Origin of the sequence: Mailhella massiliensis (genome assembly GCF_900155525.1) — a bacterium.
Lineage (GTDB): Bacteria > Desulfobacterota > Desulfovibrionia > Desulfovibrionales > Desulfovibrionaceae > Mailhella > Mailhella massiliensis.
Map to the genome: position 1 here is coordinate 545,054 of NZ_LT706951.1, position 25,089 is coordinate 570,142.

Genomic DNA, 25,089 nt, shown 5'->3' on the forward strand with positions numbered 1-25,089 from the left:
AAGCCCCCGCGGTTGTCGCAGGGGCTGAAAATAATGCCGGCATCGGCCTACTTTCCCACGCAAAAATACGCAGTATCATGGGCGATGAAGCGCTTAACTTCCGAGTTCGGAATGGGATCGGGTGTACCCGCTTCTCTATGGACACCGGCAAATATGGAAACCGCAAAAACGGTTGTTGTCGCTTCGAGGCTTATATAAAAAAGCCACTCCTCTGGCAAGCATTTTTTTGCCGTTCCGGGAGCAGACGCAAGCATCCCGCCTGCCCGGCCGCCTCAACTTCCCGCAGGAGCATGGCTTTCCCCGAAGAGACGCCGTGTTTTTGCGGCCCGGTCCCGCATCCCTGCAAAAAGCGCCGCATCGCCCGCGCGCATACGCAGAGCGTCTTTTCCCGGTCATGTTCTCCGGGGGAACACGGCATCACCGGCAGGGCCATGCCCGCGCCCGCAGAAAACGCCTCCTCCGCCGCATGGGGAAGAAGCCCGGCCGCCCCCTTCAGGCCCGGGAGAGGCCGGAAAAACACGCCGTCCCTGCGCGGACCATACGGTATCGCCGGCGGAATACGGCGTCATCCTTTACGGGCGCGCCCCGGCGGAATGTCCGGCGCGGCTCAACTGTTTTCTTTGACATACTCCGGCAGCCACAGGCTTTCGTATATTTTGCTGCGCCCGAGCACTCTTTTCCGCAGCGTATCACGATAGTTCTTTTCCGGCGCAACATCCGTGGAAAAAACGTTGTAGCCGAAGCCCAGCCTGTCGCCTTCCACGGTAAATCCCAAAGCGGCGAGCAGCGAGGGGAAAAGGTCGAAATGCGTGATTACTTCCCGCACGGGCACAAGCGTCGCATCCCGCTTCAGGGAACAGAGCACGAAGCGTCCTTCCACATGCTTGAGGTCCACGCCGTCCATTTCCGGCATTCTGGCCAGATGATCGCCCATGACGAGAATGACGAAATCATCCTCCCAGCCCTTGTCGCTGATGTGTCTGAGCAGACGCTGCACCTGAGAGAGGGAACACTTCACATAGCCGCCCCAGTTCTCGGAAAAGCCCTGATCCACGCACGGCGGAGAAAGGAAGCCCGGTTCATGGGTATCCATGGTGGAAAGGGCGAAGCTGAACTTCCTGCCTTCCGCCATGAGTTCATCAATGCGCTCGATGCTGCGGTCCACCATGTCGCTGTCGTACATGGCCCAGATGTTCATGGTGGCCGGGTCCACATGCTTTTTCTCTATCCATTCCTCCTTGGCCATGAACTCTTCATAGCCGTGGCTGAGGAAGAACTTGTTCAGACCGGAGAACAGCCCGCTGGAACCGTTGTAGTACACGTTGTGGTAGCCGTCCTTCTGCAGATAATCCCCGAGGCACAGCGCGCCGGGAAGATACCGGTCGAGAGCCCAGCCGGTAAGGTTGCCGCTCAGGATGGATATGGACTTGAGCGGAATGCCGCACTGCGAGGCGACGATGCCGCCGATGGTGAAATCCGCGCCGGGCATCTGATCGATGCGCAGGTCGGGCGTTTCTATGGAGGGACGCAGCGGAGCAAGCAGGTCTTCTCCCATCACGTCGCTTCTGCCGAAGGTTTCCTCTATGCTCTCACAATAGAGAATAAGCAGATTCTTTTTCCCGGTTCCCGAAACCTTCACCGTGCGGGGGTCCACATACGCGCCTTCGGCATAAAAATCCCCCAGAACGGCCTGTTCCTGAAAAAAGGTAAAGAAGTTCACATAATACATGGAATACAACAGCACGCAGAGCCATGCGCCCGCAAGCCGCCATCCGCCGGAGAAGAAGCAAAGCGCCCGCTGCGTGGCCGCAGAAGCCCGGCGCAGCAGCCCCGCAAAGCCCAGAGCGGCCAGAAGAAGCACCGCCAGCACCACACCGCGGACCACGACGAAGACATCGTCGATGAAGGAACCGGGCACCCAGAACCACAGCGCCGCCAGCACCACGCAGCACGCCGCGCAGAGCGGCCGCGCCCCGTCCCCGTATTCCGTCTCACGAAGAAAGGCGAAGGTCAGCGCGCAAAGCAGCGCGTTCTTCACATGCCAGAAAAACACATGAATGAAATCTCCCGGCATGGTGACGATGTTGTCCCGCATGAGCTGCATGTGGAACAGCACCTGGTTGATGGTCACCTCATCGAATTCCCTTTTGGACATGATGAGAAACGCCACCGTGAAGCAGAACGTGAAAAAGACGAAAAAAGATCGGACAAAGCGAAAAAGAAACGCCCGTTGTGCGCGCATACAGACATCCGGTAAATGAAGTGAGGCCCCCTTCCGGCATCGCCGGACGGACGGATTCTTTTAACAAAAAAAAAGAGGCTGTGTAAACAGCCTCTTTTTTCTCACATGGTGGGTCACCGGAGACTCGAACTCCGAACCAATTGATTAAGAGTCAACTGCTCTACCAATTGAGCTAGTGACCCATGTGGGTACTTTCGTACCTGTGCGTCACAACAGAAAAACCGTTTGAGATGGTGGGTCACCGGAGACTCGAACTCCGAACCAATTGATTAAGAGTCAACTGCTCTACCAATTGAGCTAGTGACCCACACGCTCGACGCAGGTGTGTTTATAGGGAAAACGCCCCCCATCGTCAAGCGTTTTTTGCCGAAAAAAATTATTTTTTCTTCATAAAAAAACAAATATCATATTATTTCAATATATTATATACGTCATTTTCAACAGCGGCCGGTCTTCTGGGCACAGGCTCTCGCCAGTCTGCGCACGATATGGCCGATGGTCATGGCGCATACTATGCCTGCCGCGATGGCGGAAGCCAGCAGCAGCGTATAGAGTATCTGCTGAGAAAAGGCGCTCCATTCACCGTTCACGGCATAGCTCATGGAGCGGTACAGCGAGGCTCCGGGCACCATGGGAATGGCGGCGGGCACCAGAAACACGGTGGACGGCGTCTTTTTCAGCCTCGCCATGGGTTCCGAATACAGGGTGAAGCACGCGGAAGCGAAGAAAAAGCGTATCACATCGCTGTCGCACACCGCTCCGAGGGCGAGATATGCCGCCCAGCCCAGCATCCCTCCGAGTCCCGCCCAGAAAAGCCGCGCCGCCTGCACATTGAAAAGCACGGCAAAGCCCACGGAACCGCTGAAGGCCGTTACAAGCTGTATGAGAGCATCGAGACTCATGGCATTTACCATATAAGCGTGGGAAGAGCGAAACCGAAGGCGATGAGCGCGGCCAGCAGAAAGGCATTGCAGAAACCGAGCAGCGCGGAAAGGGTGTCGCCGTTGAAGATGTCGCGTATGGAGTTGGTCAGGAGCATTCCCGGAATAAGCAGCATGATGTTGCCGATGCTGATCTTTTCCGCGGAATATCCGAAGCCCAGGGAAACGAAAAACAGCGCAAGGCACCCGCCCGCAAAGGACCACAGCACCGCCGCCACGTTGGCGGGAAGCTGCAGATAGCGCGATACCGCATCCATATACTTTAAAAACAGACCTATCACGGCCGATGCCGCGGCATCCAGCCACCGCCCGCCGAAAAACAGCGTGAACGAGGCGGAAATAAGCGCATGTATGCCCAGCATCACGGTAAAGGAATACTGCGGCGTTCTGGTGCGTATTTCCTCAAGCTCGTTTTCCACCACCTCGAAAAGCGGCATTTCCTCGCAGATGCGGCGGGAAAGCGCGTTGAGCCGGGCAAGTTTGAACAGATCGTACTTTGTGGAGGTGATGCGCCTTGTCTGCGTCACGGCCCCGAACATGGGAGAATACGCGGTTACCACAATGGCCGAGGTTATGGTGAACACATCCACCTTTTCCGCACCATAGGCGATGCAGATGCGGCGCACGCTGTCTTCCACCCGGCTGACCTCCGCGCCGCTGATGAGCATTTCCTCGCCGATGTTCAGGGCGTTGAACAGAAATTCCTGGGCGTAGTCCACGCTGGAGGAATGCTGCAGCGCGACATTTTCCGCCAGATAGTATCTCGCCATAATTTTAAACCATCGCTTTAAGAATAAGAAGCGTCGTTTCTCTTCCGCAGAGCTGCCGGACAACGGCGGAGGCTCCGATACGCAGCGCTTTCCGCCCTATGCGGGGAGGCCGCACGCGGCCATGAAAGGCACCGCGTTCTGTCGTTCCGAAACCTCCGGGTACCTTCCGCATCTATAAAAAAACGGCCTGCTCGCTGTCAATGGAGAGAAACATTTCCCCTTCTCCTGCACACAAAGAAAAACGCCCTTTCCCCGAAGGCTTCCGCGCCCCTGCGTCCTTTCTTTCCCGCAGCCATCGCCGTGGGCCGTTCTCCCCCCCCCGCTCTTCTCTCCTTATCCCGGAACGACGTGCCCCGACGAAAACCATGCCGAAGACGCTCCTTCCGCCGAGGGCACGCGCGAGTACCGCGCACCTTTGCCGGGCAGAGGCTTCTCACTCCATGCCGCACGCATTTTTTTGCCCCGGCCGTCAGGCACGGTCCCGCAGCCGTGCCTGAAAGCGCATACCGCAAAAAAAAAACAGGGAATGGAGTCATGCCCCGGCACAAGATTGCAGGACGCCGGTCGGGCCGCGAAAGGAAAGCTCTTCATGCGGACAATGCTTGCGCCGTTTTTCCGCGCAAAAAAGCCTTGCCGCAGTCCCGCCCCTCTTCGGCCTCTGCCTCCGCAGTTCCGCTTCTTCCTTTTCGATCCGGCCTTTGACTGCCGTTGCCTGCCGTGCACAAAACTCTTTCCGGTATGGAGGAGCAGTCTTCGGAATGCTCCGCCCGTTTCCGTACTGTCCCCGCCTGTCTGACGCCTTTCGGGCAACCGTGCGGAATCCGCGCGAAAGGGGGCATGTCGAACGGCCGGGGATTCTCCGAACGCTGCCTCCGTCAGGGCCGTTCTTCCTCCGAAAAGCCGGAGCCGCGGTTTCCGACGGCATTGCCGACGTCCGTCCCTTTCTTGCGGCCGTTCCCTTCCTCTCCTGTCCGCAGCATGGAGTATCCGCCCTTTCACAGCTCGAAAAGCCGCGCTGCGGCACTCCGGCCTCATATATATGCGCCGCACGGCTTTCAGCGTATCCGCGGCGGCACCGCCCTCATCCGCGCAAAAGCATGTCATCCGGCTCAGGAACACCACCTGAGCAGTCTCATCCCGCCGGATGTAAAAGTCAGAACCGCCCCTTCAAGGGGCGGTTTGATTTGACCCTATAAGGGTCTGGTACTCGGCTGCCCTCTTAAGAGGGCTCTGTCTCGACTCTTGCCGGAAAGTTATTTCCTGCTGCTCGTAAACGAGCTGACGGGCCGTTCTACCAGGCTATACTGATCAGTTATTTTGTCTCGTTCTTCCTGCTCTCGCACATACTTGACTCCCACCGTGCTGACAAAATAGCCGGTGCACCAGAAATGACGATTGCCGAACTTGTAGCGCAGATGCGGAAAACTCTCGAATATCATCAGGGAACTCTTCCCTTTCAAATACCCCATGATCTGCGCCACGCTATACTTGGGCGGAATCTTGATGCACATATGGATATGGTCCACACGCGCATTTGCTTCCACTATCTCTATTCCTTTGTATTCACACAGTTTTCTCAGAATTTCTCCTATCGTCCTGCGATACCTTCCGTATATCAGCTTACGTCTGAATTTCGGTGCGAAAACGATGTGATACTTGCAGTTCCAACGGGTATGGTTTAAACTCTGGTCATTCATTATTGGGTTCCTTTGTGTATAGATTTCGAGTCGAGACAACTGGTTATCTCACAAAGGAACCCCTTTTTTAACTTGTTTAAAGGCTTCGCCTTTTTGGAACTCCCCGCATAGCGGGGAGTTTTCGGCCTTAAAAAAGAGCGCCTTCCACAGGGAAAGCGCTCTTTTCGGGGCTTTTGCTTACTGCACTTATTCAGCGGGGGCGGCGTCCGCAGCAGGCGCCGCAGCTTCAGGAGCGGCAGCGGCCTGTTCGGGTTCGGCGGCCGCAGGGGCGGCAGGTTCAGCCGCAGGAGCGGGAGCCGCAGCTTCGGAAGCGGCAGGAGCAGCGGGAGCCGGAGCGGCAGCAGGAACCTGAGCCGGGGCGGCGGGCACTTCTTCAAACTGAACATCAAGCACCGATTCCTGCGAAGTGCGGGTGGAACTGGTCATGATGTTGTACCCCAGAGAGGTGCAGATGAAGATAACGGCCAGGAACGTGGTCAGCTTGGCGAGGACGCCGCCGGCGCCGGCGCTGCCGAACACGGAACTGTTGCCGCCACCACCAAAGATAACGCCCATACCTTCACGGCCGGACTGCAGAAGAACCAGCACAACGAGGATGAGGCATACGATAACATGAAGGGTCAGGATGGCTGTCTGCACGCGAAATGCTCCTTAACTAGGCATTGATGATCTGAGTAAAACTATCAGCCTTCAAAGAAGCACCTCCTACCAGCACACCGTCCACATTGTCAAGTGCAAGAATGCTGCCGGCATTGGCGGGCTTCACGCTGCCGCCGTAAAGAAGGGGCGTCTTGTCGGCCTTGTCGCCGAGGATTTCACGCATGAGTTCACGGCAGATGGCATGGGTTTCCACGATGTCTTCGGTCGTGGCGGTCTTGCCGGTGCCGATGGCCCACACGGGTTCGTAAGCGATGGCCAAAGATTCCACGGGGGTGTCGGCGGCAACGCCCTTCAGGCCCAGCTTGAGCTGGCGTTCCAGCACATTGCGCAGAAGACCGGCTTCACGTTCTTCCAGGGTTTCGCCGATGCAGAGCATGACGCGCAGGCCGTTGGCCAGAGCAAAGGCGGTCTTTTCCCCCACGAAGTCGTCGCTTTCCCCGAGGATGTGGCGACGTTCGGAATGGCCGGTGAGCACCCAGGAAGCGCCGCAGGCCTTGATCATGACGGGAGAAATTTCCCCGGTAAAGGCGCCTTCCAGAGCGGGATACATGTTTTCCGCACCGGTGGAGGCGCCTTCGATGGCGCTCATGGCCTCGGAGGCCTTTTCCAGAGCGGTAAAGGGTACGAACACGATGATTTCACGGCCTTCGGGTGCCTTACCCTGCAGAATCTCCGCCATTTCCTTCACCGTGGCAACGGCTTCGGTTCCGGTCTTGTACATCTTCCAGTTGGCGGCCATCAGCTTCTTCATAGGAACAACCTCGCTAGAACTAAAATGGGATGGGGCAAAACTACTCTTATCGGGCAAAAATACAAGCCCCGGCTCAGGCCTCTCCGGTTCCGACATCTCTGCCGGAGGCCGGACAGTGGGAACGCACGACGCGGATCTCCCGGGCAAGGCCCGTGTCGTCGTCGATGTCCAGATACGCGCCGTTCAGGGAAACGGGGCCCTTCGCAGGCTTGAAGGCGTGGGGCATACGGGTGAGGAAACGGGCGAGCGCCACGTCGGCATCCATGCCGAGAGAGGACTGTTCCACCCCGCACATGCCGAGATCGCTCATATACGCCGTTCCTCCGGGCAGAAGCTGGGCATCCGCCGTCTGCACATGGGTATGCGTGCCGAGCACGGCGCTTACCTTGCCGTCCAGCGCCCAGCCGAAGGCCTTCTTTTCCCCCGTGCTTTCGGCGTGAAAGTCCGCAAGCCGGACGAGAACCCCTTCCAGCTCATGGCCGGGAACGCCTCCGGCAGCGCCCCTTCCCAGCTCCGGCGCCCCGTCAAGCCAGGAAAGCGCCGCACGGAAGGGGCAGGCGAGCGCATCCATGTACACGGTGCCGAGAGCGTTGAATACGGCCATCTTGCGGCCGTCCCTGAGCGTATGCACCACATGGCCCCTGCCCGGCGAGCCTTCCGGGTAGTTGGCGGGGCGCACGATGCGCCTGTCGTTTTCCAGCCGGGAAAAAATTTCCCTGTGTCTCCATACATGGTTGCCCGAAGTGACGAGATCCACACCGGCGGAAAAAAGCTCATCCAGGGTGTCGCACGTCATGCCCAGCCCCCCGGCGATGTTCTCGCCGTTGGCAAGCACCACATCCGGGCGAAACTCCTCCTTCAGCTCGGGCAGAAACTGCCGCACCGCAAGCCGCCCCGCTCTGCCCACCACGTCGCCGAGAAAAAGAATACGCATCAGCAGTCCTCTTCCCGGCTCTGGGCGCAATGCTCAAGCAGCGCGAAAAGCTTTTCCTTCGCCGGGCGCAGGCGCTCATCGTCGGGCAGGCCTGCAAGCACCGCCTCCATGAGTCCGCTTTCCGCCAGGGCGCGCCGCGTGACCGCAAAGCGGAGTTCCAGCATCCATGTACCGAGAAGCAGGCGGAAATCGTTGACGAAGCGCAGGTCGGAATACCGCGCCACGCGGCCTGCGAGCACGTCGTCCACCACCACCTGCGACCAGCTTTCCGGGTCGTCCTGAACATGCAGAAGCACGGCGTCCCGTTCCGGCAGGGCGCTGTGCAGATACCCCACCATGATGCGGAAAATGTCGAGCTTGTCGCTGTCGCGCACCACATCCGTCACGAAACGGGCCTCGGAAGAAAGCAGCGCAGGCAGGATATGGCGGTTGTGCAGGAGCACGGCGCACTGGGCAAGGTTCCGCACGCGGGGTGTTTCCTCGCGCAGGAATCCCTCGTCGCGCATGGTTTTAAAGCTCAGAACCGCATGATTGACGGATGCTGCGTCCATAAAGGTGCGGTAACGCTGAAACTGGGGAAAACGCCCGCAGTCATGGTACAGCGCGCCGAGAACCGCCGCGCGGCAGAGTTCGTCGTCAACCGCCCCCTTCTGCGAATCCGCAATGGCCACGGCATGATCCAGAACCTTGAAGGTATGGTCCACCTTGAGACGCAGGGGAGCCGCATCGGGCACATGACGGAAGCGTTCCGCATAGGAAAGAAAGCGCCCGCGGTGCGCGGAAAGCTCAACGCTCATCGCCTTCTCCCTTCCGCTGCCACTCCTTCAGGCGGCGTTCCCTCTCCTCGGCCTCCTGCATACGGATGCGCCGGTTGCTCTCATCCCATTTCGGGTCGCGGAAGAGGCCCCGGGGACCGTAAAGAGCACGCAGAAAAAATATCACGGCGGCGGAAATGAGCACCATGATGATGACGCCGCTGAGCTTGCCTGTGAAAAGGCTTTCAAGTACCTGGGCCAAGAGGCTCTCCTTAGGAAAATTTCTCTCATGATAGCCCCTGTCAGGGCCGGACGCAAGAGCCGCCCCCTTTCCGCCGTTTCCGCGCCCCTTTTCCCGGACGCGTTCCGCGCTTTACGGAAACAAGGGGCTATGCTACGACAGGGCACGGAATCATCATCGGAGAAATCATGTCGGATTTTGTGCATCTTCATTGTCATACGGAGTTCAGCCTGCTGGACGGGGCCATCCGCGTGGGCGATCTGGCCAGCAGGGCCAAGGAGCTCGGCATGCCCGCCGCAGCCATCACGGACCACGGCAACCTTTTCGGCACGGCCTACTTCTATTCGGCCTGCAAGGACGTGGGCATTCCCCCCATCATCGGCTGCGAGGTCTACGTCACGCGCGATCATACCGACAAGACCTCCGACTTCGCCCGCGTGCGTCATCACCTCATTCTGCTGGCGCAGAACCCCACGGGGTACAAGAACCTCATGCATCTCGTCAGCCGCAGCTGGCTCGACGGCTTCCACTACAAGCCGCGCATCGACAAGAACATGCTGAAGGGCTGCACGGACGGGCTCATCGCTCTTTCCGCCTGCGTGGCCGGGGAACTGCCCCGCACGCTTTTAGGCACCAACAAGCTCATCACCGGCGGCGGCACCTTCCAGGATGCGGTGAACATCGCAAGGGAATACGCCGCGCTCTTCCCCGACCGCTTCTATCTGGAAGTGCAGGCCAACAGCCTGCCGGAGCAGGCGCAGGTCAACGAAGGCATCATGAAGCTGGCCGACGCCACGGGGCTGCCCCTCGTGGCCACCAACGACTGCCACTATCTGAATGCCGACGACGTGGAGGCGCACGACATTCTGCTCTGCATCCAGACGCAGGCCAAGGTGGACGACGCCAAGCGCTTCCGCTTCGAGGCGCGCGACCTCTACTACAAATCGGAAGAGGAAATGCGCGCCGGGCTTCCGGGCATTCCGAGCGAGGCCATGGAAAACACGCTCAAGATCGCCGATCAGTGCTGTCATCTTGAAATCCAGCTCCATGCGCCGCCCTATCACTTCCCCGTGTACGAGCTTCCCGAAGGCATGACCCTTGCCAGCGAATTCTGCCGCATGGCGAGGGAGGGCCTGGAAAAACGTCTGGAGAAGCACCCGCACAAGGACACCATCAATCCCCAGGAATACCGCGACAGGCTGGAAATGGAGCTCAAGGTCATCTGCGACATGGGCTTCCCCGGTTACTTCCTCATCGTGCAGGATTACATCAACTGGGCCAAGAACAACGGCATTCCCGTAGGGCCGGGCCGCGGTTCGGCCGCCGGTTCAGTGGCGGCCTGGGCGCTGCGCATCACGTCCATCGACCCTCTGCCCAACAAGCTCTTCTTCGAACGCTTCCTCAATGTGGAACGCGTGAGTATGCCCGATATCGACGTGGACTTCTGCGAAGACAGGCGCCTTGAAGTGCTCGACTACGTCACGAAGAAGTACGGCAAGGACAAGGTCTCGCAGATTGCCGCCTTCGGCAAGATGAAGGCCAAGGCCGTGGTGAAGGACGTGGGCCGCGCCATGGGCATTCCCTTCAACGAGACGACGCGCATCGCCAAGATGATTCCCGCCGATCTCAAGATGACGCTTCAGAAGGCGCTGGACACGGTGCCCGAGCTTGCGGCGGAATACAAGACCAACCCGGAAGTTCACAAGCTCATCGACATCTCCCGCCGCCTCGAAGGCCTTACGCGCCATGCCTCCACCCATGCGGCGGGCGTGGTGGTATCCGACAAGCCCATGGAGGAATACCTCCCGCTCTTTGCCGGCCGCAAGGGTGAACAGATCGCCGCCTTCGACATGAAGTTCGTGGAAAAGGTGGGCCTTGTGAAGTTCGACTTCCTCGGTCTGCGCACCATGACCGTCATATCCAACGCGGTGAAGAACATCGTGCGCCAGGGCAAGGATGCGCCCGACATGGAGAACCTCTCCACGGACGATCCCAACGTCTACGACCTTCTTTCCCGCGGCGATACCGACGGCGTGTTCCAGCTCGAAAGCACGGGTATGCGCAAATACCTGCGTATGCTGAAGCCTTCCGGCTTCGAAGACCTCGTCGCCATGCTCGCGCTCTACCGCCCGGGTCCGCTCAACTCGGGCATGGTGGACGAATTCATCAAGCGAAAGCACGGGGAAATCGAGGTCACCTACCCCCTGCCCGAACTGGAACCCTGCCTGAAGGACACCTACGGCGTCATCGTCTATCAGGAACAGGTCATGCAGATCGCGCAGATCACCGCCAAGTACACGCTGGGCGGCGCCGACCTTCTGCGCCGCGCCATGGGCAAGAAGAAGGCCGAGGAAATGGCCAAACAGCGCGACATCTTCCTGAAGGGCGCGTCCGAACGCGGCGTTTCCAAGGATACCGCCAACGAAATCTTCGACCTCATGGAAAAATTCGCGGAATACGGCTTCAACAAGGCCCATTCCGCGGCCTATGCCTACATCACCTACGGCACGGCATTCTTGAAGTATTACTTTAAGGTCGAGTTCATGGCCGCGCTGCTTTCCTCGGAAATCGGCAACCAGGATAAAATCCTCAGCTACATCTCGGCCTGCCGGGACATGAACATCGACGTTCTGCCCCCCAACGTGCAGATAAGCCTTCGTGCCTTTACGCCCAGCGGGGAATCCATCGTGTACGGTCTCGGCGGCGTGAAGAACGTGGGCGATGAAGCCATCAACGAAATCGTCCGTTCCCGCGAGGAGGAAGGCCCCTACAAATCGCTTCTCGATCTGTGCACCCGCGTCAACCTGCGCAAGGTGACCAAGCGCGTGCTGGAAAGCCTCATCAAGGGCGGAGCGTGCGACTGCTTCGGCGTGAGCCGCGCGGGCATGCTGGCCAGCCTCGACACGGTGGTGGCCCGCGCGCAGAAAAAACAGAAGGAAAAAAACTCCCCGCAGATTTCGCTGCTCGCCTTCAGCCCCTCGGTGGAAGCCGCCCCCATGCCCGGCATCGGCTTCCCCTGCGAGGAACAGGACATTCCCGAATGGGAAGACGATCAGAAGCTGGCCTTTGAAAAGGATTCCCTGGGGTTCTACCTTACAAGTCATCCGCTCCAGCCCTTCCGGCGCGACATGCAGCGGCTCGGCCTGCTCACCCTTGAGGAAATCGGGGAACTCGGCAAGGGGTCGGTGAAAACGGGCGTGCTGGTCACGGCCGTCAAGGAATTCATCACCAAAAAGGGCGACAAGATGGCCTTCGTGCAGGTGGAAGACCTGACCGGCCATGCGGAAGTGACCATCTTCCCCAAGACCTACGCCGCCATCAAGGAAACCCTTCATGCGGAACGCCCGCTCATCGAGCTTGCCGGTACCATCGACGTCAAGGACGACGATGATGACGACGAGGGGGAAGATGAAGAAAACCGCGTCAAGGAAGTGAAGCTCCTGTGCGATTCGGCCCGCCCCCTGCTCGAAGCCTGCATGAGCAGCGATCATCCGGTGGTGGTGCCCTACCCCGTCACCTGCACCGGCGATGCGGATATAGAGGAATTCAAGGCCATTCTGGAAAAGCACAAAGGTTCCTCCTCCGTGCAGATACAGTTTGAGCTGAACAAGAAGAACTGCATCATGGAACTCGGGCCCCGCTGGCGCGTACAGGCAAGTCCTCAGCTCAACAAGGATCTGGACGCCTGGGCGAAAGCCCGTCTGGCCCTTCAACGGTAACAGGCGGAAGGCGCGGCCCGGGGGCATTCCTCTTTGCCGCGCCTTTTCTTCAGAATGCGCCTCCGGGCCGATTCCGAACACACGGCGGGCTTTTCCCGGCCTCTGCCGGGAGCGGAAGCTGCCCCGGCCGACACCACAACAGCCTGATAAGGATACGTCATGACCAAAGCGCTCTGGAAGCTCACCGTGCGCGGCGATTTCGCGGCCGCCCACGCCCTGCGCCACTACGAAGGCAAATGTGAAGACCTGCACGGCCACAACTACCTTGTGGAAATGGTGGTGGAAGGGGAAACCCTCACCCCCGACACGGAACTTGTTGCGGATTTTACTCTGCTGAAAAGGGAACTGCGGGCGGAACTCGCCCTCATCGACCACCGCTATCTCAACGAGCTTCCCCCCTTCGACGTCATCAATCCTTCGTCGGAAAATCTGGCCCGGTATCTGTACCGGAAGATGAAGGAACGCCTCTCGAACCTCCCCGTACGCATGTACAGCATGACCGTGGGGGAAACGCCGCTGCAGTCGGCCACCTATCAGGAAATGGAAGGGTGAGCGGGTTCAGTGAAGGCGCGGCAGAACTTCTCATCCGCCGCGCCCTGCCCCTCATGGAGGAATATGCCCGGGCCGCAGGCTCTTCCCTTCTGCTGGATTTCGGGCCGGTTCCTCTTCCCCGCAGAGATTTCCCCGTCCTTTCCTTCCCGGTTGCGCAGGAGAATACGCTTCCCCCGCGCGAAAAGCTCTGCGCCGTAAGCTGCTTCTGCACGGGGCTTCTTTCTTCCGCGGCATGTTCCGCCATGCTGCACGACATGCGCATTCACGCCCCCTGCGCCCTGCTTCTCGACTTCAAGGAACCGGAGCGCAATCTGGAATACCCGGCCTCCCTTGTTTCCGCGCCGCTCCGCGTCGCCCTGGGATCGCGCAGACATCACGGCGGAATGGAAGCGCTCCTTTATGAGGAAGGCCTGCGCCCTCATGCCCGGCGCACGCTGCTTGCGGGCGTCCTCTGTCTCGTGGTGCTGCATTTCGACGCGCGCCCCGGAACGTCCGGCAGTCTTCCCTCATAACCCATCCGGTTTTCCACGGCGCCCCCTCCCCCAGGCGCATCCTGCGCCCCGGGCCTTTTCGTTTCTCCCGCACGAAAAGCTTCTGCCGCTCTCCTCTCATCCCGCGCGGTTACGAAGCTTTTCCTCCGAAGCGTCTCCCGCAGGCGCTGCCGGGCCTAGGGAGGAAAAACGCTCTCCAGAACAATCCGCCTCCGCCTTCCGTCCGGCACTTCCGCGCCATTTTTCCGGCCGTTCACAGCTCATCCCTTCCCCGTATCCCGGAAATCGCGCGACCCCGTTCTCTTATCCCGAAAAAGACCGAGCGGCTTCTTCCGGCCGAAAAAAAGCCCCGCCTCACCGCCGTTTCCGGCTTTGCTGCCGGTCGGAGATGCTGCGGGGCCTTTCTTCTGCCTCAGCGGAAACTATTTACGGGGAAGCTCCATGGAAGCTCCCTGCTCCACGGCGGGCGTCGGCGCTTCCGGTTCGGCCTTTTCCCCGGGCATCCCCATCAGCGCGCCGAGCTGTCCTTTAAAGATGATATGGGTGGCCGTTTCGTCCGCCAGTTCTCCCAGGTCCATGAGTTTTTCCAGAAACTCCAGAATCTCGCCCCGGCGCTCTTCCACCGACCACTTGAAGTCCTCTTCCAGATTGCCGGACTTCAGGTATTCCTCAAGCTCTGCGATGTATTTCGCATTAAGCATGGCCATTCGCGTCACTCCCTTGTCTTGCGCCCCGAGGGCATGGAAAAAAGGCGGGCGTACCCGCCGCATACCTTGTCATATGTCGCCCCGATCGCGGGAAATATGTTCGCTCTCCACCATGGCCTGCCTTGCCATGGCCACCATGACCGGCCCGGCGATGATGCCTACCGCCCCGAACACCGCAAGACTGCATACGATGGAAAGCAGCAGCACCACCATGGAAACCTCGATGCCCGTTTTCAGGAAATAGGGCCTCAGGAGGTTGTCCGAGCCCGACACCACGATGCTGCCCCAGGCAAGGAGCATGAGTCCCGCGCCCAGCGACTGCGTGGCCCAGAGATAAAGGGAAATGGGAAGCCACACGATGGCCGTGCCCGCCAGAGGAATGACCGCCGTGAATACGGCAAGCAGGCCCCAGAATGCCGGATCGGGAACATCGAGAAAACGCAGGCCGATGCCGGTGAGCGTGCCCTGAATGATGGGCACGAACACGATGCTGATGAAGACGGAACGGCTGGCGTTGTGCAGCACGGCCACAAAACGTTCCACCATATCCTCATGATGCGGCAGCACCTGAAGCACCGCCCTGCGGATGGAAGGCGCATACACCACGATGAGGCAGGTGAACACGATGAAAAGGAAAATCGCCCACACCATGCCCATGGTATCTCCGGCGAGGTTCAGGCCGCGGGAAAGAATGTTCTTGATCACGGCGTTGACCACGGCGTTGAAATCGTTTTCCAGCTTGTCGAGATATTCTGGAGCGTTGGGAACGTTTTCCACGAATATTCTCTGAGCCTCCACGGCATAATAGGAAATGGCCGGAGGAATGGGGTGCCCCGCCTGCCACCAGGCGCTGAGCCTGCGCGCGCCTTCAAGCGCCTGGGGAATGACCATGACGAGCACGATGGTGATGGGCGTTGCCACGCATACCACCATGCCGACGGAAAAGAAGGCTATGGCCGAAGTCTTGGACATTCTCGCACGCAGCCAGCGGTATATGGGAAGCGTGAGCGCGGCGGTGACGGCCGCGATGAAAACGGAGGTAGGATAGGGAGAAAGCAGAAGACACCAGATGATGATAGCGGCTACGGCGAGGCAACGGGCCATGAATCCTCCAGAAAAACACGAACAAAGTCCGCTTTATGAGGCAAGAGTAATGAGGAAAGGAAGCGATGTCCAGTTTTCCCCGGAAAAGTTGATTGAACAAACAAACGACTTGCGTTTAAGTCTGCAATGAGGCAAACCTGAACCTGTGAAAGGAATCATGCCGCGCCGGTTCAGGAACGTCCTGGCCGCGCCCGGGGAGATTCCCCCTTTTTTCCGCCGCGTTCAGGCGCGGCACACCTCTGGACCAGACAAAGACCATGGACATGAAAAACGTCACCAAAAAGGAAGCCCTGCTCCAGGCGGCCAAGGAGCTGTTCGGCGAGTACGGTTTTGCGGAAACAACCTTTAAAAAGATTTCCGACCGGGCGGGCGTGGCGCTCGGCCTTTTGACCCATCACTACGGCAACAAGGAAAAGCTGTTCTTCGCCGCCGGGATGGACGTTCTGGAACATTTTCTGCGCGTGCTGCGCGCCTCCACGGAAGGCACGGAAGACGGCAGAAGCGGCGTGCTCTGCTTCTGCCGCGCCTACCTCGAGTTTTCCATCGATCCGCATACCAACTGGCTCGTGCTCGTGCGCTGCTCCCCCTACAGCGACATGAAGGCCAGCGAAGACAGGGAAATCATGCTGCGGAAGTTCGCAGAGGTGCATCATCTTCTGGAAGTGCAGCTTCAGCGCGGCGTGGCCGACGGCACCATCACGCAGCTCAATCCCGCAAGCACGGCGCAGGTCATCGTGGGGCTTATGGTGGGCGCCAACCGCACCCGCGTGCTCACGCCCTACACCTACGGTTCTTCCCAGAACTTCTATACGGAAACCCTGACCTTTGTCGACCGCGCCATCTCCAGCGGCGCGTCCGGGAACTGACATGGAATCCCTCCTCACTGCAAGCCTGCTCGGCCTGGTGGAAGGACTCACGGAATTTCTTCCCATCTCCTCTTCCGGCCACCTCATCATCGCATCCGACCTTCTGGGCTTTTCCGGCCCCAGGGCGGCCACCTTCGGCGTGGTCATACAGGTGGGGGCCATTCTGGCCGTGCTCGCGCTGTACTGGCGGCGTTTCCTTTCTCTGCTGCATCCCGACAGAAGCCATGCCTTTTCCGGGCTGCGCGGCATCCTGCTGCTTGTGCTCACCACGCTTCCCGCCGCTTCGCTGGGGCTTCTTCTGCACGGCTTCATCAAAACGCTGTTCACCCCGCTCACGGTGGCGGCCGCGCTGGTATGCGGCGCGCTGCTCATGCTGCTTGTGGAAAAGCTGGTGGCTCCCCGTCAGCATTCCATGCCCGTGCAGAACATCGACGAACTTACGCCCCTGCACGCCCTCGGCATAGGTTTCTTCCAGTGCATGGCGCTGTGGCCCGGCTTTTCCCGTTCCGCATCCACCATCATGGGCGGCATGATACTCGGCGTGCGCCGCGAGATCGCCGCGGAATACTCCTTCCTCGCCGCCGTTCCCATCATCACCGGCGCCGCAGCCTACGATCTGTGGAAATCTCTCTCCCTGTTCAGCGCGGCGGATATCCCCTTCTTCCTCACCGGTTCGATATGCGCCTTCGTCTCCGCCGTTGTCGCCATCCGGGGATTTATCGCCATACTCGGCCGCAACACTCTGAAACCCTTTGCCATTTATCGCATACTGCTCGCCGTTCCCGTGTACTGGTTCATGGCTTCCTGAAAAATTTAAAAAAAACCGAAAAAAACACTTGCCAAGGCATCTCATTTTCTATAATAACACTCCTGCGCCGGATGTTTCCGGTTTCACGGCAAGGTAGCTCAGTTGGTTAGAGCATACGGTTCATACCCGTAGTGTCGAGAGTTCAAATCTCCCCCTTGCTACCAGTACATATAAAAAGTCCAGGATTTTTCTTGGACTTTTTTTTATGCCTTCCCGCGCGGGAGCCACCCCGCGCCCTACATATCCTTCTCTCTCTGGAGTTCCCCCTATGGCTTCCCCTTCCCGTCCCCAGCGCATCCAGGTGTTCGGCCATAAAAACCCCGATACCGATTCCGTCATCGCCGCCATCGCTCTGGCAGAGCTTCAGAATCAGCGCGGTATGCCCTCCAGCCCCAAGGTACAGGGCAGCACGAGTCCCGAAACCAACTTCGTGATGCAGCGCTTCAACATCAAGCCTCCGCGCATTCTGGAAAGCGCGGCGGGCCAGCAGGTCAGCCTCGTGGACTTTTCCGACATTGCGCAGGCGCCCTTCGGCTTTGAAAGCAGCACCATCGTCTCCGTGGTGGACCATCACAAGCTCGGCGACGTGACCACCGCCTCTCCTCTGGAAATGTGGGTCTGGCCCGTGGGCTGCAGCAACACCATTCTGAAGGCCATGTACGACTTCTACGGCGGCTATGTGCCCACCTATCTCGCGGGCGGTATGCTCTGCGCCATTCTTTCCGACACGGTGCTGTTCCGTTCCCCCACCACCACCGATGCCGACCGCCGCGCCGCCGAGGAGCTTGCCGAAATCGCCGGCGTTACCGACATCATGGAACTCGGCATGGAAATGTTCCGCGCCAAGTCCGACCTGCACGATTCCGCGGACAACCTCTTCCAGCGCGACTACAAGGAATTTGAAATCAACGGCCGCAAGGTGGGCGTGGGACAGCTCGAGCTCATGGACGCCCACATGATCGACCCCATCAAGGCCGACCTGTTCAAGGCCGCCCGCAAGCTGCTGGAAGACCACGAATGCCACACCGTTCTTTTCCTCGCCACGGACATCATGAAGGAAGGCTCGCAGATGCTGGCAGTTTCCCGCGATCTTTCCGTGACGGAAAAGGCCTTCAGCGTCACGCTCACGCCGTACAACATGCCCAAGGTCCGCAACGTGGCCCCGGCCTATGCGCGCGATGGCGAGCCGGAATATCACGAACACAAGAGCGCCGCAGGCGCCCCCTGGGCCGACGAACTTGCGGAACAGTGGATGCCCGGCATGATGAGCCGTAAAAAACAGGTTATGCCTTTTCTCATGGAGGCCTTCAATTCGCTTGACTAATATGGGCGAATCGAGTAGGGTTCTCCCCATGGCAAGGTAGCTCAGTTGGTTAGAGCATACGGTTCATACCCGTAGTGTCGAGAGTTCAAATCTCCCCCTTGCTACCATGACTGTCACCCCGGAAGCTTGCTTCCGGGGTTTTCTTTTATCCGCACGTCTTCTTTCTTTTCCGCCCGCCGCATCTCCGCAGTCCTCCCCTCCGCCCGTCCTGCCTGCGCTCCGCATTTTTCTGAAAATTTTTCCTTTCTGCGCCGCAGCAAAGGTTTTCCGTCTCCTTTAAAGCAAAACCGTCTCTGCCGCGTCCTCGTCCGCTGCCGCAATGCGCCTTCTTCCGCTTCCGCCCCTGTTGAAAAAACATCGTTTCTCCCCCTCTTGTGAAGGAAAGGACCATGAACAAGAGCGGAAAAACTCTTCATGGTAAAGAACCGCGTTCCGGGAAGCTCTGAAAAAGCCTCCCTTTCCAGAGAAAGAACCCATCCGTAGACAAAACAGCACAGGAATTTTTGCACAAGTCAAAAGCATTCTTTCCTTCCCGCTCCTTCATCTTTTACTTCTCAAGGCGGGTTGCGCCGTCTTTCCGGCGTTTTTCCCGCCGCAACAGAGGCCATCCTCCAACCGGCACGCGAAACAAGAATGTTTCTTCCATGCATACGGCCCTTTTCTCCGGTTCCCCCGCCCTTCCCGGCCCGCCAACAAAAGAACATTTCTACAATTTTTTCTTCCATTGCAAATGGACATAGGAAATAAAATGAGTTACAGATGAAGGAAAGCATACATGCGCCTTGCGGCCAGGCGGGGAACATGTATATAACCATTCAAAATTATTCCCTTATTCACCCCGTATATTTTAAGGAGCAATACTCATGGCGTGTACACGTAGAGGATTCCTTAAAATGGTCGGCGCAGGGGCCATGTGTCTCACGCTGGCTAATTTTGGATTCGACCTGAAGGAGGCGAAGGCCTACGCCACGTCTCTGAAGATTGAAGGCGCGAAGGAAGTGACTACGGTGTGTCCCTTCTGCGCCGTATGCTGTCAGGTCATCGCCTATGTGAAGGACGGCAAGCTCGTCTCCACGGAAGGCGATCCCGATTTCCCCGTCAACGAAGGCAGCCTCTGCGCCAAGGGCGCGGCTCTCTTCACCATGTACACCGGCGAGCACAGGCTCACCAAGCCCATGTACCGCGCCCCCTACAGCAACAAGTGGGAGGAAAAGGACTGGGACTGGACGCTTGAACAGATCGCCCGCCGCGTGAAGGCCGCCCGCGACAACGACTTCATTCAGAAGAACGCCAAGGGGCAGACGGTCAACCGGCTGGAGTCCATTTTCTGCATGGGCACCTCCCATGCCTCCAACGAAGAGTGCGCCGTCATTCATCAGGCGATGCGCAGCCTGGGGGTCGTGCATATCGACCACCAGGCGCGTGTCTGACACAGCCCGACTGTACCGGCTCTGGCAGAGTCGTTCGGACGTGGGGCTATGACGAATCATTGGATCGACATCAAGAATGCCGATGCCATTTTGATTATGGGCAGCAATGCTGCAGAACATCATCCCGTATCCTTCAAGTGGATCATGCGGGCCAAGGACGCCGGGGCGGCGCTCATGCACGTCGACCCGAAGTTCTCGCGCACGTCGGCACGGTGCGATTTCCATGTGCCGATCCGCTCGGGTACGGACATCGCCTTCCTGGGAGGCATGATCAACTACATCATCGAATCGGGGAGCTGGTTCAAGGACTATGTGGTGAACTACACCAACGCCACCTACGTTCTGGCCGATTCCTACGACTTCCAGGATGGTCTTTTCAGCGGATACGACAAGGAAAAGCGCGTTTACGACCGCTCTTCCTGGACGTTCAAGCGCGATGAATCGGGGGCTCCCGTGCGCGACTTCACGCTTAAAGACGAGAGGTGCGTCTTCAACGTGATGGCCAGGCACTATTCCCGCTACACGCTGGAGAACGTGTCGAAGATCACGGGCGTATCCGAGGAAAACCTCATGAAGGTCTACAAGACCTTCTGCGCCACCGGCAAACCGGACAAGGCCGGCACCATACTGTATGCCATCGGCTGGACGCAGCACACGGTGGGCGTGCAGAACATCCGCGCCTCGGCCATCATCCAGCTTCTGCTGGGCAACATCGGCGTGGCGGGCGGCGGCATCAACGCTCTGCGCGGGGAACCCAACGTGCAGGGGTCTACCGACCATGCCCTGCTCTACCACAACCTTCCCGGCTACCACAACGTGCCTCTGGCACAGTGGCAGACGCTGGAGGAATACAACAAGGCGAACACTCCCGTCACTCATTTCAAGGACAGCGCGAACTGGTGGAGCAACCGGCCCAAGTATGTGGCCAGCCTGCTCAAGGGCTGGTTCGGCGACGCGGCCACGGCGGAAAACGACTTCTGCTACGGCTGGCTGCCCAAGTGCGAGGACGGCGAGGATTATTCCTACATGTACGCCATGGACAGGATGCTGAACGACAAAATGCGCGGTGGCTTCGTGTTCGGCGTGAACCCCATGAACAGCTTCCCCAACACCAATAAGATGCGCGCCGCTCTGGACCATCTCGACTGGCTGGTGGTGGGCGAACTGCACAACTCCGAAACTTCGGACAACTGGCGCCGCCCGGGCGTGGACCCCGCCACCAAGAAGACGGAAGTCTTCCTGCTGCCCTCCGCGCACCGTGTGGAAAAGGAAGGCACCATCAGCAACAGCGGCCGCTGGCTCCAGTGGTTCGACAAGGCTGTGGAGCCTGCGGGAGAAGCCCGCTGCTTCGGCGACATCTATGTACCTCTCATCAACACCATCCGTGAGATGTACAGGAAGGAAGGCGGCGTCTTCCCCGACCCGGTTCTGAAGCTGAACTGGGCGGAGAAGTTCGACGCATCCGACTGGGCGAAGCGCATCAACGGCTTCTTCTGGAAGGATACCACCATCAACGGCAAAACCTACAAGCGCGGGCAGATTGTGCCGGCCTTCGGCAATCTTCAGGCCGACGGCACCACCTCCTCGCTCAACTGGCTGTACACCGGCAGCTGGACGGAAGAGGACGGCAACAAGTCCAAGCGGCGCGACCCCTCACAGACGGAAATGCAGGCAAGGATCGGCATCTACCCCAACTGGTCTTGGTGCTGGCCCATCAACCGCCGCATCCTGTACAACCGTGCGTCCGTCGACCTTGAGGGCAAGCCGTGGAATCCCGACAAGGCGGTCATCGAATGGAAGGACGGCGCCTGGGTGGGCGACGTGCCCGACGGGCCCTGGCCTCCCATGGCGGACAAGGAAAACGGGCGTCAGCCCTTCATCATGAACACCGACGGCGCGGCGCAGATCTTCGGGCCCGGGCGGCTTGACGGCCCCTTCCCCGAACATTACGAACCTGCCGAATCGCCGGTGAAGGAGCATCCGTTCTCCAGTCAGCTGACGTCTCCCTGCTTCAAGTTCCACGAAAGCGAGTTCGACAAGTTCGCCGCTCCGGCCGACCCGCGCTACCCCATCGTGCTGACGACCTACAGCATGACGGAGCACTGGTGCGGCGGCGGTGAAACCCGCAACGTCCCCAACCTGCTGGAAGCCGAACCTCAGCTTTATGTGGAAATGAGCCACGAGCTGGCCAGGGAAAAGGGCATCAAGAACGGTGACGGCGTCATCATCGAAAGCGCCCGCGGCAGCGTGGAGGCCATAGCCATGGTCACCATACGCCTCAGGCCCTTCACCATCATGGGCAAAACGGTGCACCTTATCGGTATGCCCTTCGCCTATGGATGGACGACTCCCGGCTGCGGCGATTCCACCAATCGCCTCACCGTGACGGCCTATGACCCCAATACCACCATTCCTGAAACAAAAGCCTGCTGCGTGAACATCCGCAAAGCCGGCAAGCTGACCGAAATAGCCTGATGAGGCGGGGGCGCGCCGAAGGGCGCGCCCCTCAAGGAGTACGCGATGCCCAAGACATTTCTCATAGATACCACCCGCTGCACGGCATGCCGCGGCTGTCAGATAGCGTGCAAGGAATGGCACAACCTGCCGGCCAACGTCACGAAGCAGCGCGGTTCTCATCAGAATCCCCCGGATCTGAACCCCAACAATCTCAAAATCGTCCGCTTCCATGAGCACCTGGACGACAAGGGCAACGTGGTGTGGAACTTCTTCCCCGACCAGTGCCGCCACTGCCTTACCCCCATCTGTGTGGACATGGCCAATCTCGCCGTTCCGGGCTCCATGATTCAGGACAAGGCCACCGGCGCCGTGCTGGTCACGGAACGCTGCAAGGAACTTTCTGCGGTCGACATCGCCACCATCATCAAGGCCTGCCCCTACAATATTCCGCGCTACAACGAACAGACCAAAATGCTGACCAAGTGCGACATGTGCATCGACCGCGTTTCCGCCGGCCTGAAACCCATGTGCGTGAAAACCTGCCCCACGGGAGCCATGGTCTTCGGAGAGCGCGCCGAAGTGCTGGAAGAGGCGAAGGCGCGTCTGGCCAAAGTGAAGGAGCGCTTCCCCAAGGCCCGCCTTGTGGATACCGAAGAAGTCAGCGTCATCTACCTTCTGGCTGAGGAACCCGAATTCTATCACGAATTCGCAAGCTTCGGCTAAAAACCGGGCAACAGAGCCCTTCCGTTCCGCCTTTTTTCCGCGGCACTGCCGCTTCCAGCCTTTCAGGAGTCATCATGGCCACTTCCCGTCAGACAGTATCCGAAACCCTTGCCGCCATCGCCGCACAAAGGCCCGTGCTTCAACCTGTGCTCACCGCGTTCACGCCTCTTCTCGAAGCGCGCGCGGCTCTGCCGGAAACACTGGCCCCCATGCTGGAGGAAAGCGGCTTTTCCCTGCCTTCGTGGCGGCCGGAAAGAGCGCAGCAGGGGGTGCCGCTCCTCGCCGGAGCGCCGCTGGACGGGCTTTTTCCCCTTCTGCAGGAATCGGCCCGGGCGCTGCTGCCCCTTCTGAGCTCTCTGCCGGGCATGGAAGCACACCGCGCCCCGCTGGAGGAATTCTTCCTCAGGGAAAAAGAGGCCATGAAGGCCGCCCAGGCGCTGCTTGACGGCAACGAAACCGGCATTGCCCGCCTTGCGGAAAGCGCAGCCCTTCCCGCGCCGGTGCTGGTATTCGCGCTGGAAACGTGCCTCGGCCCCGTGATCCGCGTGGTGGCGGCGAAGTACGCCGCCCCCTGGGATGAACGCCCCGCCTCCTGGATGCAGGGCTTCTGCCCCGTATGCGGCTCTTTTCCCTCCATCTCCTACCTGGAAAACCGCGTTTTCGATGAAAAGAACGCGTACCTTGCCGGGGGCGGCGGGAAAAAGCACCTGCACTGTTCTCTGTGCGGAACGGACTGGCACTTCCGGCGCGGAGCCTGCCCCTCCTGCGGACAGGAAGGCTCCGGGGTCATGGAACTTCTTCGGGAAAGCGGCGGCAACCATGGGGAGCGCGTCGACTGGTGCACGAAATGCAAAAGCTACTGTCCTTCCGTGGATCTCAGGGAACGGGAAGCCGCTCCCGATATGGACGCCATGGCTCTGGGCATGATGCATCTCGACATCGTCGCTTCCCAGAAAGGCCTGCAGCCGCTCAAACCCTCCTTCTGGAACCAATTCTAGCCACCTCTCCGGGCATTGTCCCGACTGACTGGGAGACTGCGCATGAGACCGCTTTTCATCCTCACACTCCTCATCTCCCTGGCCTGGTGCGCCCCTGCGGGTGCTCAGGATTTCAAGGGAGCGCTCAAGTACCCCAAAAATCCCATCGTGCTGGGCGGTGAAGAAAGCCCCCGCCTCGCGGTGACGTTCAATCACAGTACCCACGGCGACGTCACCTGCGACACCTGCCATCACAAGCCGCGCTGCGCCATCTGCCACTACAGCCCCTCGCTGGAAAAATCTCCCTATGCCTCGTGCAGCGCCAATGACGGCTGCCACGTCATCAAGGGCAGAAGCAACGACGAAAAGAGCCGCTTCATGGCCTTCCACGACAGGGATTCCCTGCGTTCCTGCTTCGGCTGCCACAACAGCCTGAAGGCGGAACACCCCGAATTCCAGGGCTGCCGTCCCTGCCATCCCAACAAGCCCGCCGAAGGAAAGTAATTTCCCCAGCCCGCAAAAAAGCCCATGCTCCGTTCATCCGGGGCATGGGCTTTTCGTTTACCTTTCTCCGCCCTGCGGAGCACAGAAACGCCGACCGTCCGTCAAAGGACCTCCTCACAACAACGACGGCCTCCCGGAACGGCTGCAGAACCAGGGAGCGCAGGGAAACATGCGGCCCCTCCCATGACGCGGCGTCTTTTTCTCCGCATACCGGGCATATTCACGGCCCGGCAAGGCAAACGCCCGGGCCCGCTCCTCACACGATGTCCGCAATACGGCGCGTACAACAGCGCCTGCGCCCTCCGCATCGCTGTCTTCTTCCCTTCCGTGCCGCACCGGTCTTTCGGCTTTCCCGAAAGAACATCTCCCATGCCGGAACACTCCCCTACGGCCATGGGTCACGAATTCCGTCCGGGGGCATTCCTTCCCGGAACAG

The 25,089-nt window shown here is 59.3% G+C and carries 23 protein-coding genes, 4 tRNA genes and 1 rRNA gene; 12 read left to right on the forward strand and 16 right to left on the reverse strand.

All coding sequences use genetic code 11. The annotated features are described in order from the left end of the window. Positions 1 to 34: 34 nt before the first annotated feature. The 12 genes from rrf to CZ345_RS08180 form a co-directional block, all read right to left on the reverse strand. Positions 35 to 149, reverse strand: a 5S ribosomal RNA gene (rrf, locus tag CZ345_RS08120). A gap of 458 nt (positions 150 to 607) precedes the next feature. Beyond that, positions 608 to 2,155, reverse strand: coding sequence for a sulfatase-like hydrolase/transferase (locus CZ345_RS08130; protein WP_162274951.1), 1,548 nt, complete (start codon positions 2,153 to 2,155; stop codon positions 608 to 610). A gap of 193 nt (positions 2,156 to 2,348) precedes the next feature. Next, a tRNA-Lys gene (locus CZ345_RS08135) sits at positions 2,349 to 2,424 on the reverse strand. Between the two features lie 49 nt (positions 2,425 to 2,473). Further along, a tRNA-Lys gene (locus tag CZ345_RS08140) sits at positions 2,474 to 2,549 on the reverse strand. Positions 2,550 to 2,679: 130 nt separating this feature from the next. Continuing rightward, positions 2,680 to 3,144, reverse strand: a complete 465-nt coding sequence (locus CZ345_RS08145; RefSeq protein WP_077072649.1) for a threonine/serine exporter family protein — start codon at positions 3,142 to 3,144, stop codon at positions 2,680 to 2,682. A gap of 5 nt (positions 3,145 to 3,149) precedes the next feature. Next, complete coding sequence (locus tag CZ345_RS08150; RefSeq protein ID WP_077072650.1) at positions 3,150 to 3,953, reverse strand: threonine/serine exporter family protein; 804 nt, start codon at positions 3,951 to 3,953, stop codon at positions 3,150 to 3,152. Between the two features lie 1,253 nt (positions 3,954 to 5,206). Further along, positions 5,207 to 5,650 carry an IS200/IS605 family transposase gene (tnpA, locus tag CZ345_RS08155; protein ID WP_077072651.1) on the reverse strand — a complete coding sequence of 148 codons (444 nt, stop codon included), beginning with the start codon at positions 5,648 to 5,650 and terminating at the stop codon, positions 5,207 to 5,209. A 186-nt stretch (positions 5,651 to 5,836) separates the two neighbouring features. After that, positions 5,837 to 6,289 (reverse strand): preprotein translocase subunit SecG, encoded by a 453-nt coding sequence (secG, locus tag CZ345_RS08160; protein WP_077072652.1) that lies wholly within the window; start codon positions 6,287 to 6,289, stop codon positions 5,837 to 5,839. Positions 6,290 to 6,305: 16 nt separating this feature from the next. Continuing rightward, a complete protein-coding gene (gene tpiA / locus CZ345_RS08165; protein ID WP_077072653.1) occupies positions 6,306 to 7,061 on the reverse strand; it encodes a triose-phosphate isomerase in 756 nt (251 codons plus the stop codon). A 73-nt stretch (positions 7,062 to 7,134) separates the two neighbouring features. After that, positions 7,135 to 7,995 carry a TIGR00282 family metallophosphoesterase gene (locus CZ345_RS08170; protein WP_077072654.1) on the reverse strand — a complete coding sequence of 287 codons (861 nt, stop codon included), beginning with the start codon at positions 7,993 to 7,995 and terminating at the stop codon, positions 7,135 to 7,137. Continuing rightward, positions 7,995 to 8,792: an HD domain-containing protein gene (locus tag CZ345_RS08175; protein ID WP_077072655.1), complete on the reverse strand. Its 798-nt coding sequence runs from the start codon at positions 8,790 to 8,792 to the stop codon at positions 7,995 to 7,997. Before CZ345_RS08175 ends, CZ345_RS08170 begins: the two co-directional genes overlap by 1 nt. Next, positions 8,782 to 9,012, reverse strand: a complete 231-nt coding sequence (locus CZ345_RS08180) for a hypothetical protein (protein ID WP_077072656.1) — start codon at positions 9,010 to 9,012, stop codon at positions 8,782 to 8,784. Before CZ345_RS08180 ends, CZ345_RS08175 begins: the two co-directional genes overlap by 11 nt. Positions 9,013 to 9,179: 167 nt before the next feature. Between CZ345_RS08180 and dnaE the strand changes: the two genes are divergently transcribed. The 3 genes from dnaE to CZ345_RS08195 all read left to right on the forward strand — a co-directional run bounded on the left by dnaE (position 9,180) and on the right by CZ345_RS08195 (position 13,774). After that, a complete protein-coding gene (dnaE, locus tag CZ345_RS08185; RefSeq protein WP_077072657.1) occupies positions 9,180 to 12,710 on the forward strand; it encodes a DNA polymerase III subunit alpha in 3,531 nt (1,176 codons plus the stop codon). A gap of 159 nt (positions 12,711 to 12,869) precedes the next feature. Then, positions 12,870 to 13,262: a 6-pyruvoyl trahydropterin synthase family protein gene (locus CZ345_RS08190; RefSeq protein ID WP_077072658.1), complete on the forward strand. Its 393-nt coding sequence runs from the start codon at positions 12,870 to 12,872 to the stop codon at positions 13,260 to 13,262. After that, positions 13,259 to 13,774, forward strand: a complete 516-nt coding sequence (locus CZ345_RS08195; protein ID WP_077072659.1) for a hypothetical protein — start codon at positions 13,259 to 13,261, stop codon at positions 13,772 to 13,774. Before CZ345_RS08190 ends, CZ345_RS08195 begins: the two co-directional genes overlap by 4 nt. 401 nt (positions 13,775 to 14,175) lie before the next feature. On the opposite strand, the gene CZ345_RS08200 is transcribed toward CZ345_RS08195, so the two are convergent. After that, positions 14,176 to 14,460 carry a hypothetical protein gene (locus tag CZ345_RS08200; protein ID WP_077072660.1) on the reverse strand — a complete coding sequence of 95 codons (285 nt, stop codon included), beginning with the start codon at positions 14,458 to 14,460 and terminating at the stop codon, positions 14,176 to 14,178. A 69-nt stretch (positions 14,461 to 14,529) separates the two neighbouring features. Beyond that, positions 14,530 to 15,564 carry an AI-2E family transporter gene (locus CZ345_RS08205; RefSeq protein WP_077072661.1) on the reverse strand — a complete coding sequence of 345 codons (1,035 nt, stop codon included), beginning with the start codon at positions 15,562 to 15,564 and terminating at the stop codon, positions 14,530 to 14,532. 257 nt (positions 15,565 to 15,821) lie between these two features. Here CZ345_RS08205 and CZ345_RS08210 point away from each other — a divergent pair, with 257 nt between their 5' ends. The 5 genes from CZ345_RS08210 to CZ345_RS08230 all read left to right on the forward strand — a co-directional run bounded on the left by CZ345_RS08210 (position 15,822) and on the right by CZ345_RS08230 (position 18,669). Continuing rightward, the gene (locus CZ345_RS08210; RefSeq protein ID WP_077072662.1) at positions 15,822 to 16,430 is read left to right on the forward strand and encodes a TetR/AcrR family transcriptional regulator; all 609 of its coding nucleotides are present in this window, start codon (positions 15,822 to 15,824) and stop codon (positions 16,428 to 16,430) included. A gap of 1 nt (position 16,431) precedes the next feature. Beyond that, positions 16,432 to 17,238, forward strand: a complete 807-nt coding sequence (locus CZ345_RS08215; protein WP_077072663.1) for an undecaprenyl-diphosphate phosphatase — start codon at positions 16,432 to 16,434, stop codon at positions 17,236 to 17,238. An 87-nt stretch (positions 17,239 to 17,325) separates the two neighbouring features. Then, a tRNA-Met gene (locus CZ345_RS08220) sits at positions 17,326 to 17,402 on the forward strand. A gap of 104 nt (positions 17,403 to 17,506) precedes the next feature. Beyond that, positions 17,507 to 18,562, forward strand: a complete 1,056-nt coding sequence (locus CZ345_RS08225) for a manganese-dependent inorganic pyrophosphatase (RefSeq protein ID WP_077072664.1) — start codon at positions 17,507 to 17,509, stop codon at positions 18,560 to 18,562. Between the two features lie 30 nt (positions 18,563 to 18,592). Beyond that, a tRNA-Met gene (locus tag CZ345_RS08230) sits at positions 18,593 to 18,669 on the forward strand. Between the two features lie 6 nt (positions 18,670 to 18,675). Here CZ345_RS08230 and CZ345_RS16580 read toward each other — a convergent pair. Both CZ345_RS16580 and CZ345_RS16585 read right to left on the reverse strand, forming a co-directional pair. Beyond that, positions 18,676 to 18,978, reverse strand: coding sequence for a hypothetical protein (locus CZ345_RS16580; RefSeq protein ID WP_144277284.1), 303 nt, complete (start codon positions 18,976 to 18,978; stop codon positions 18,676 to 18,678). Between the two features lie 138 nt (positions 18,979 to 19,116). Then, positions 19,117 to 19,335: a hypothetical protein gene (locus CZ345_RS16585; protein WP_144277285.1), complete on the reverse strand. Its 219-nt coding sequence runs from the start codon at positions 19,333 to 19,335 to the stop codon at positions 19,117 to 19,119. A gap of 90 nt (positions 19,336 to 19,425) precedes the next feature. Between CZ345_RS16585 and fdnG the strand changes: the two genes are divergently transcribed. The 4 genes from fdnG (at position 19,426) to CZ345_RS08255 (ending at position 24,653) form a co-directional block, all read left to right on the forward strand. Next, positions 19,426 to 22,467, forward strand: a complete 3,042-nt coding sequence (gene fdnG / locus CZ345_RS08240) for a formate dehydrogenase-N subunit alpha (protein ID WP_144277286.1) — start codon at positions 19,426 to 19,428, stop codon at positions 22,465 to 22,467. A 45-nt stretch (positions 22,468 to 22,512) separates the two neighbouring features. Continuing rightward, complete coding sequence (locus CZ345_RS08245) at positions 22,513 to 23,172, forward strand: 4Fe-4S dicluster domain-containing protein (RefSeq protein WP_077072667.1); 660 nt, start codon at positions 22,513 to 22,515, stop codon at positions 23,170 to 23,172. A gap of 74 nt (positions 23,173 to 23,246) precedes the next feature. Beyond that, positions 23,247 to 24,170 (forward strand): formate dehydrogenase accessory protein FdhE, encoded by a 924-nt coding sequence (locus CZ345_RS08250; RefSeq protein ID WP_077072668.1) that lies wholly within the window; start codon positions 23,247 to 23,249, stop codon positions 24,168 to 24,170. 42 nt (positions 24,171 to 24,212) lie between these two features. Next, positions 24,213 to 24,653, forward strand: a complete 441-nt coding sequence (locus CZ345_RS08255; RefSeq protein ID WP_077072669.1) for a cytochrome c3 family protein — start codon at positions 24,213 to 24,215, stop codon at positions 24,651 to 24,653. The last annotated feature ends 436 nt before the right edge of the window (positions 24,654 to 25,089 follow it).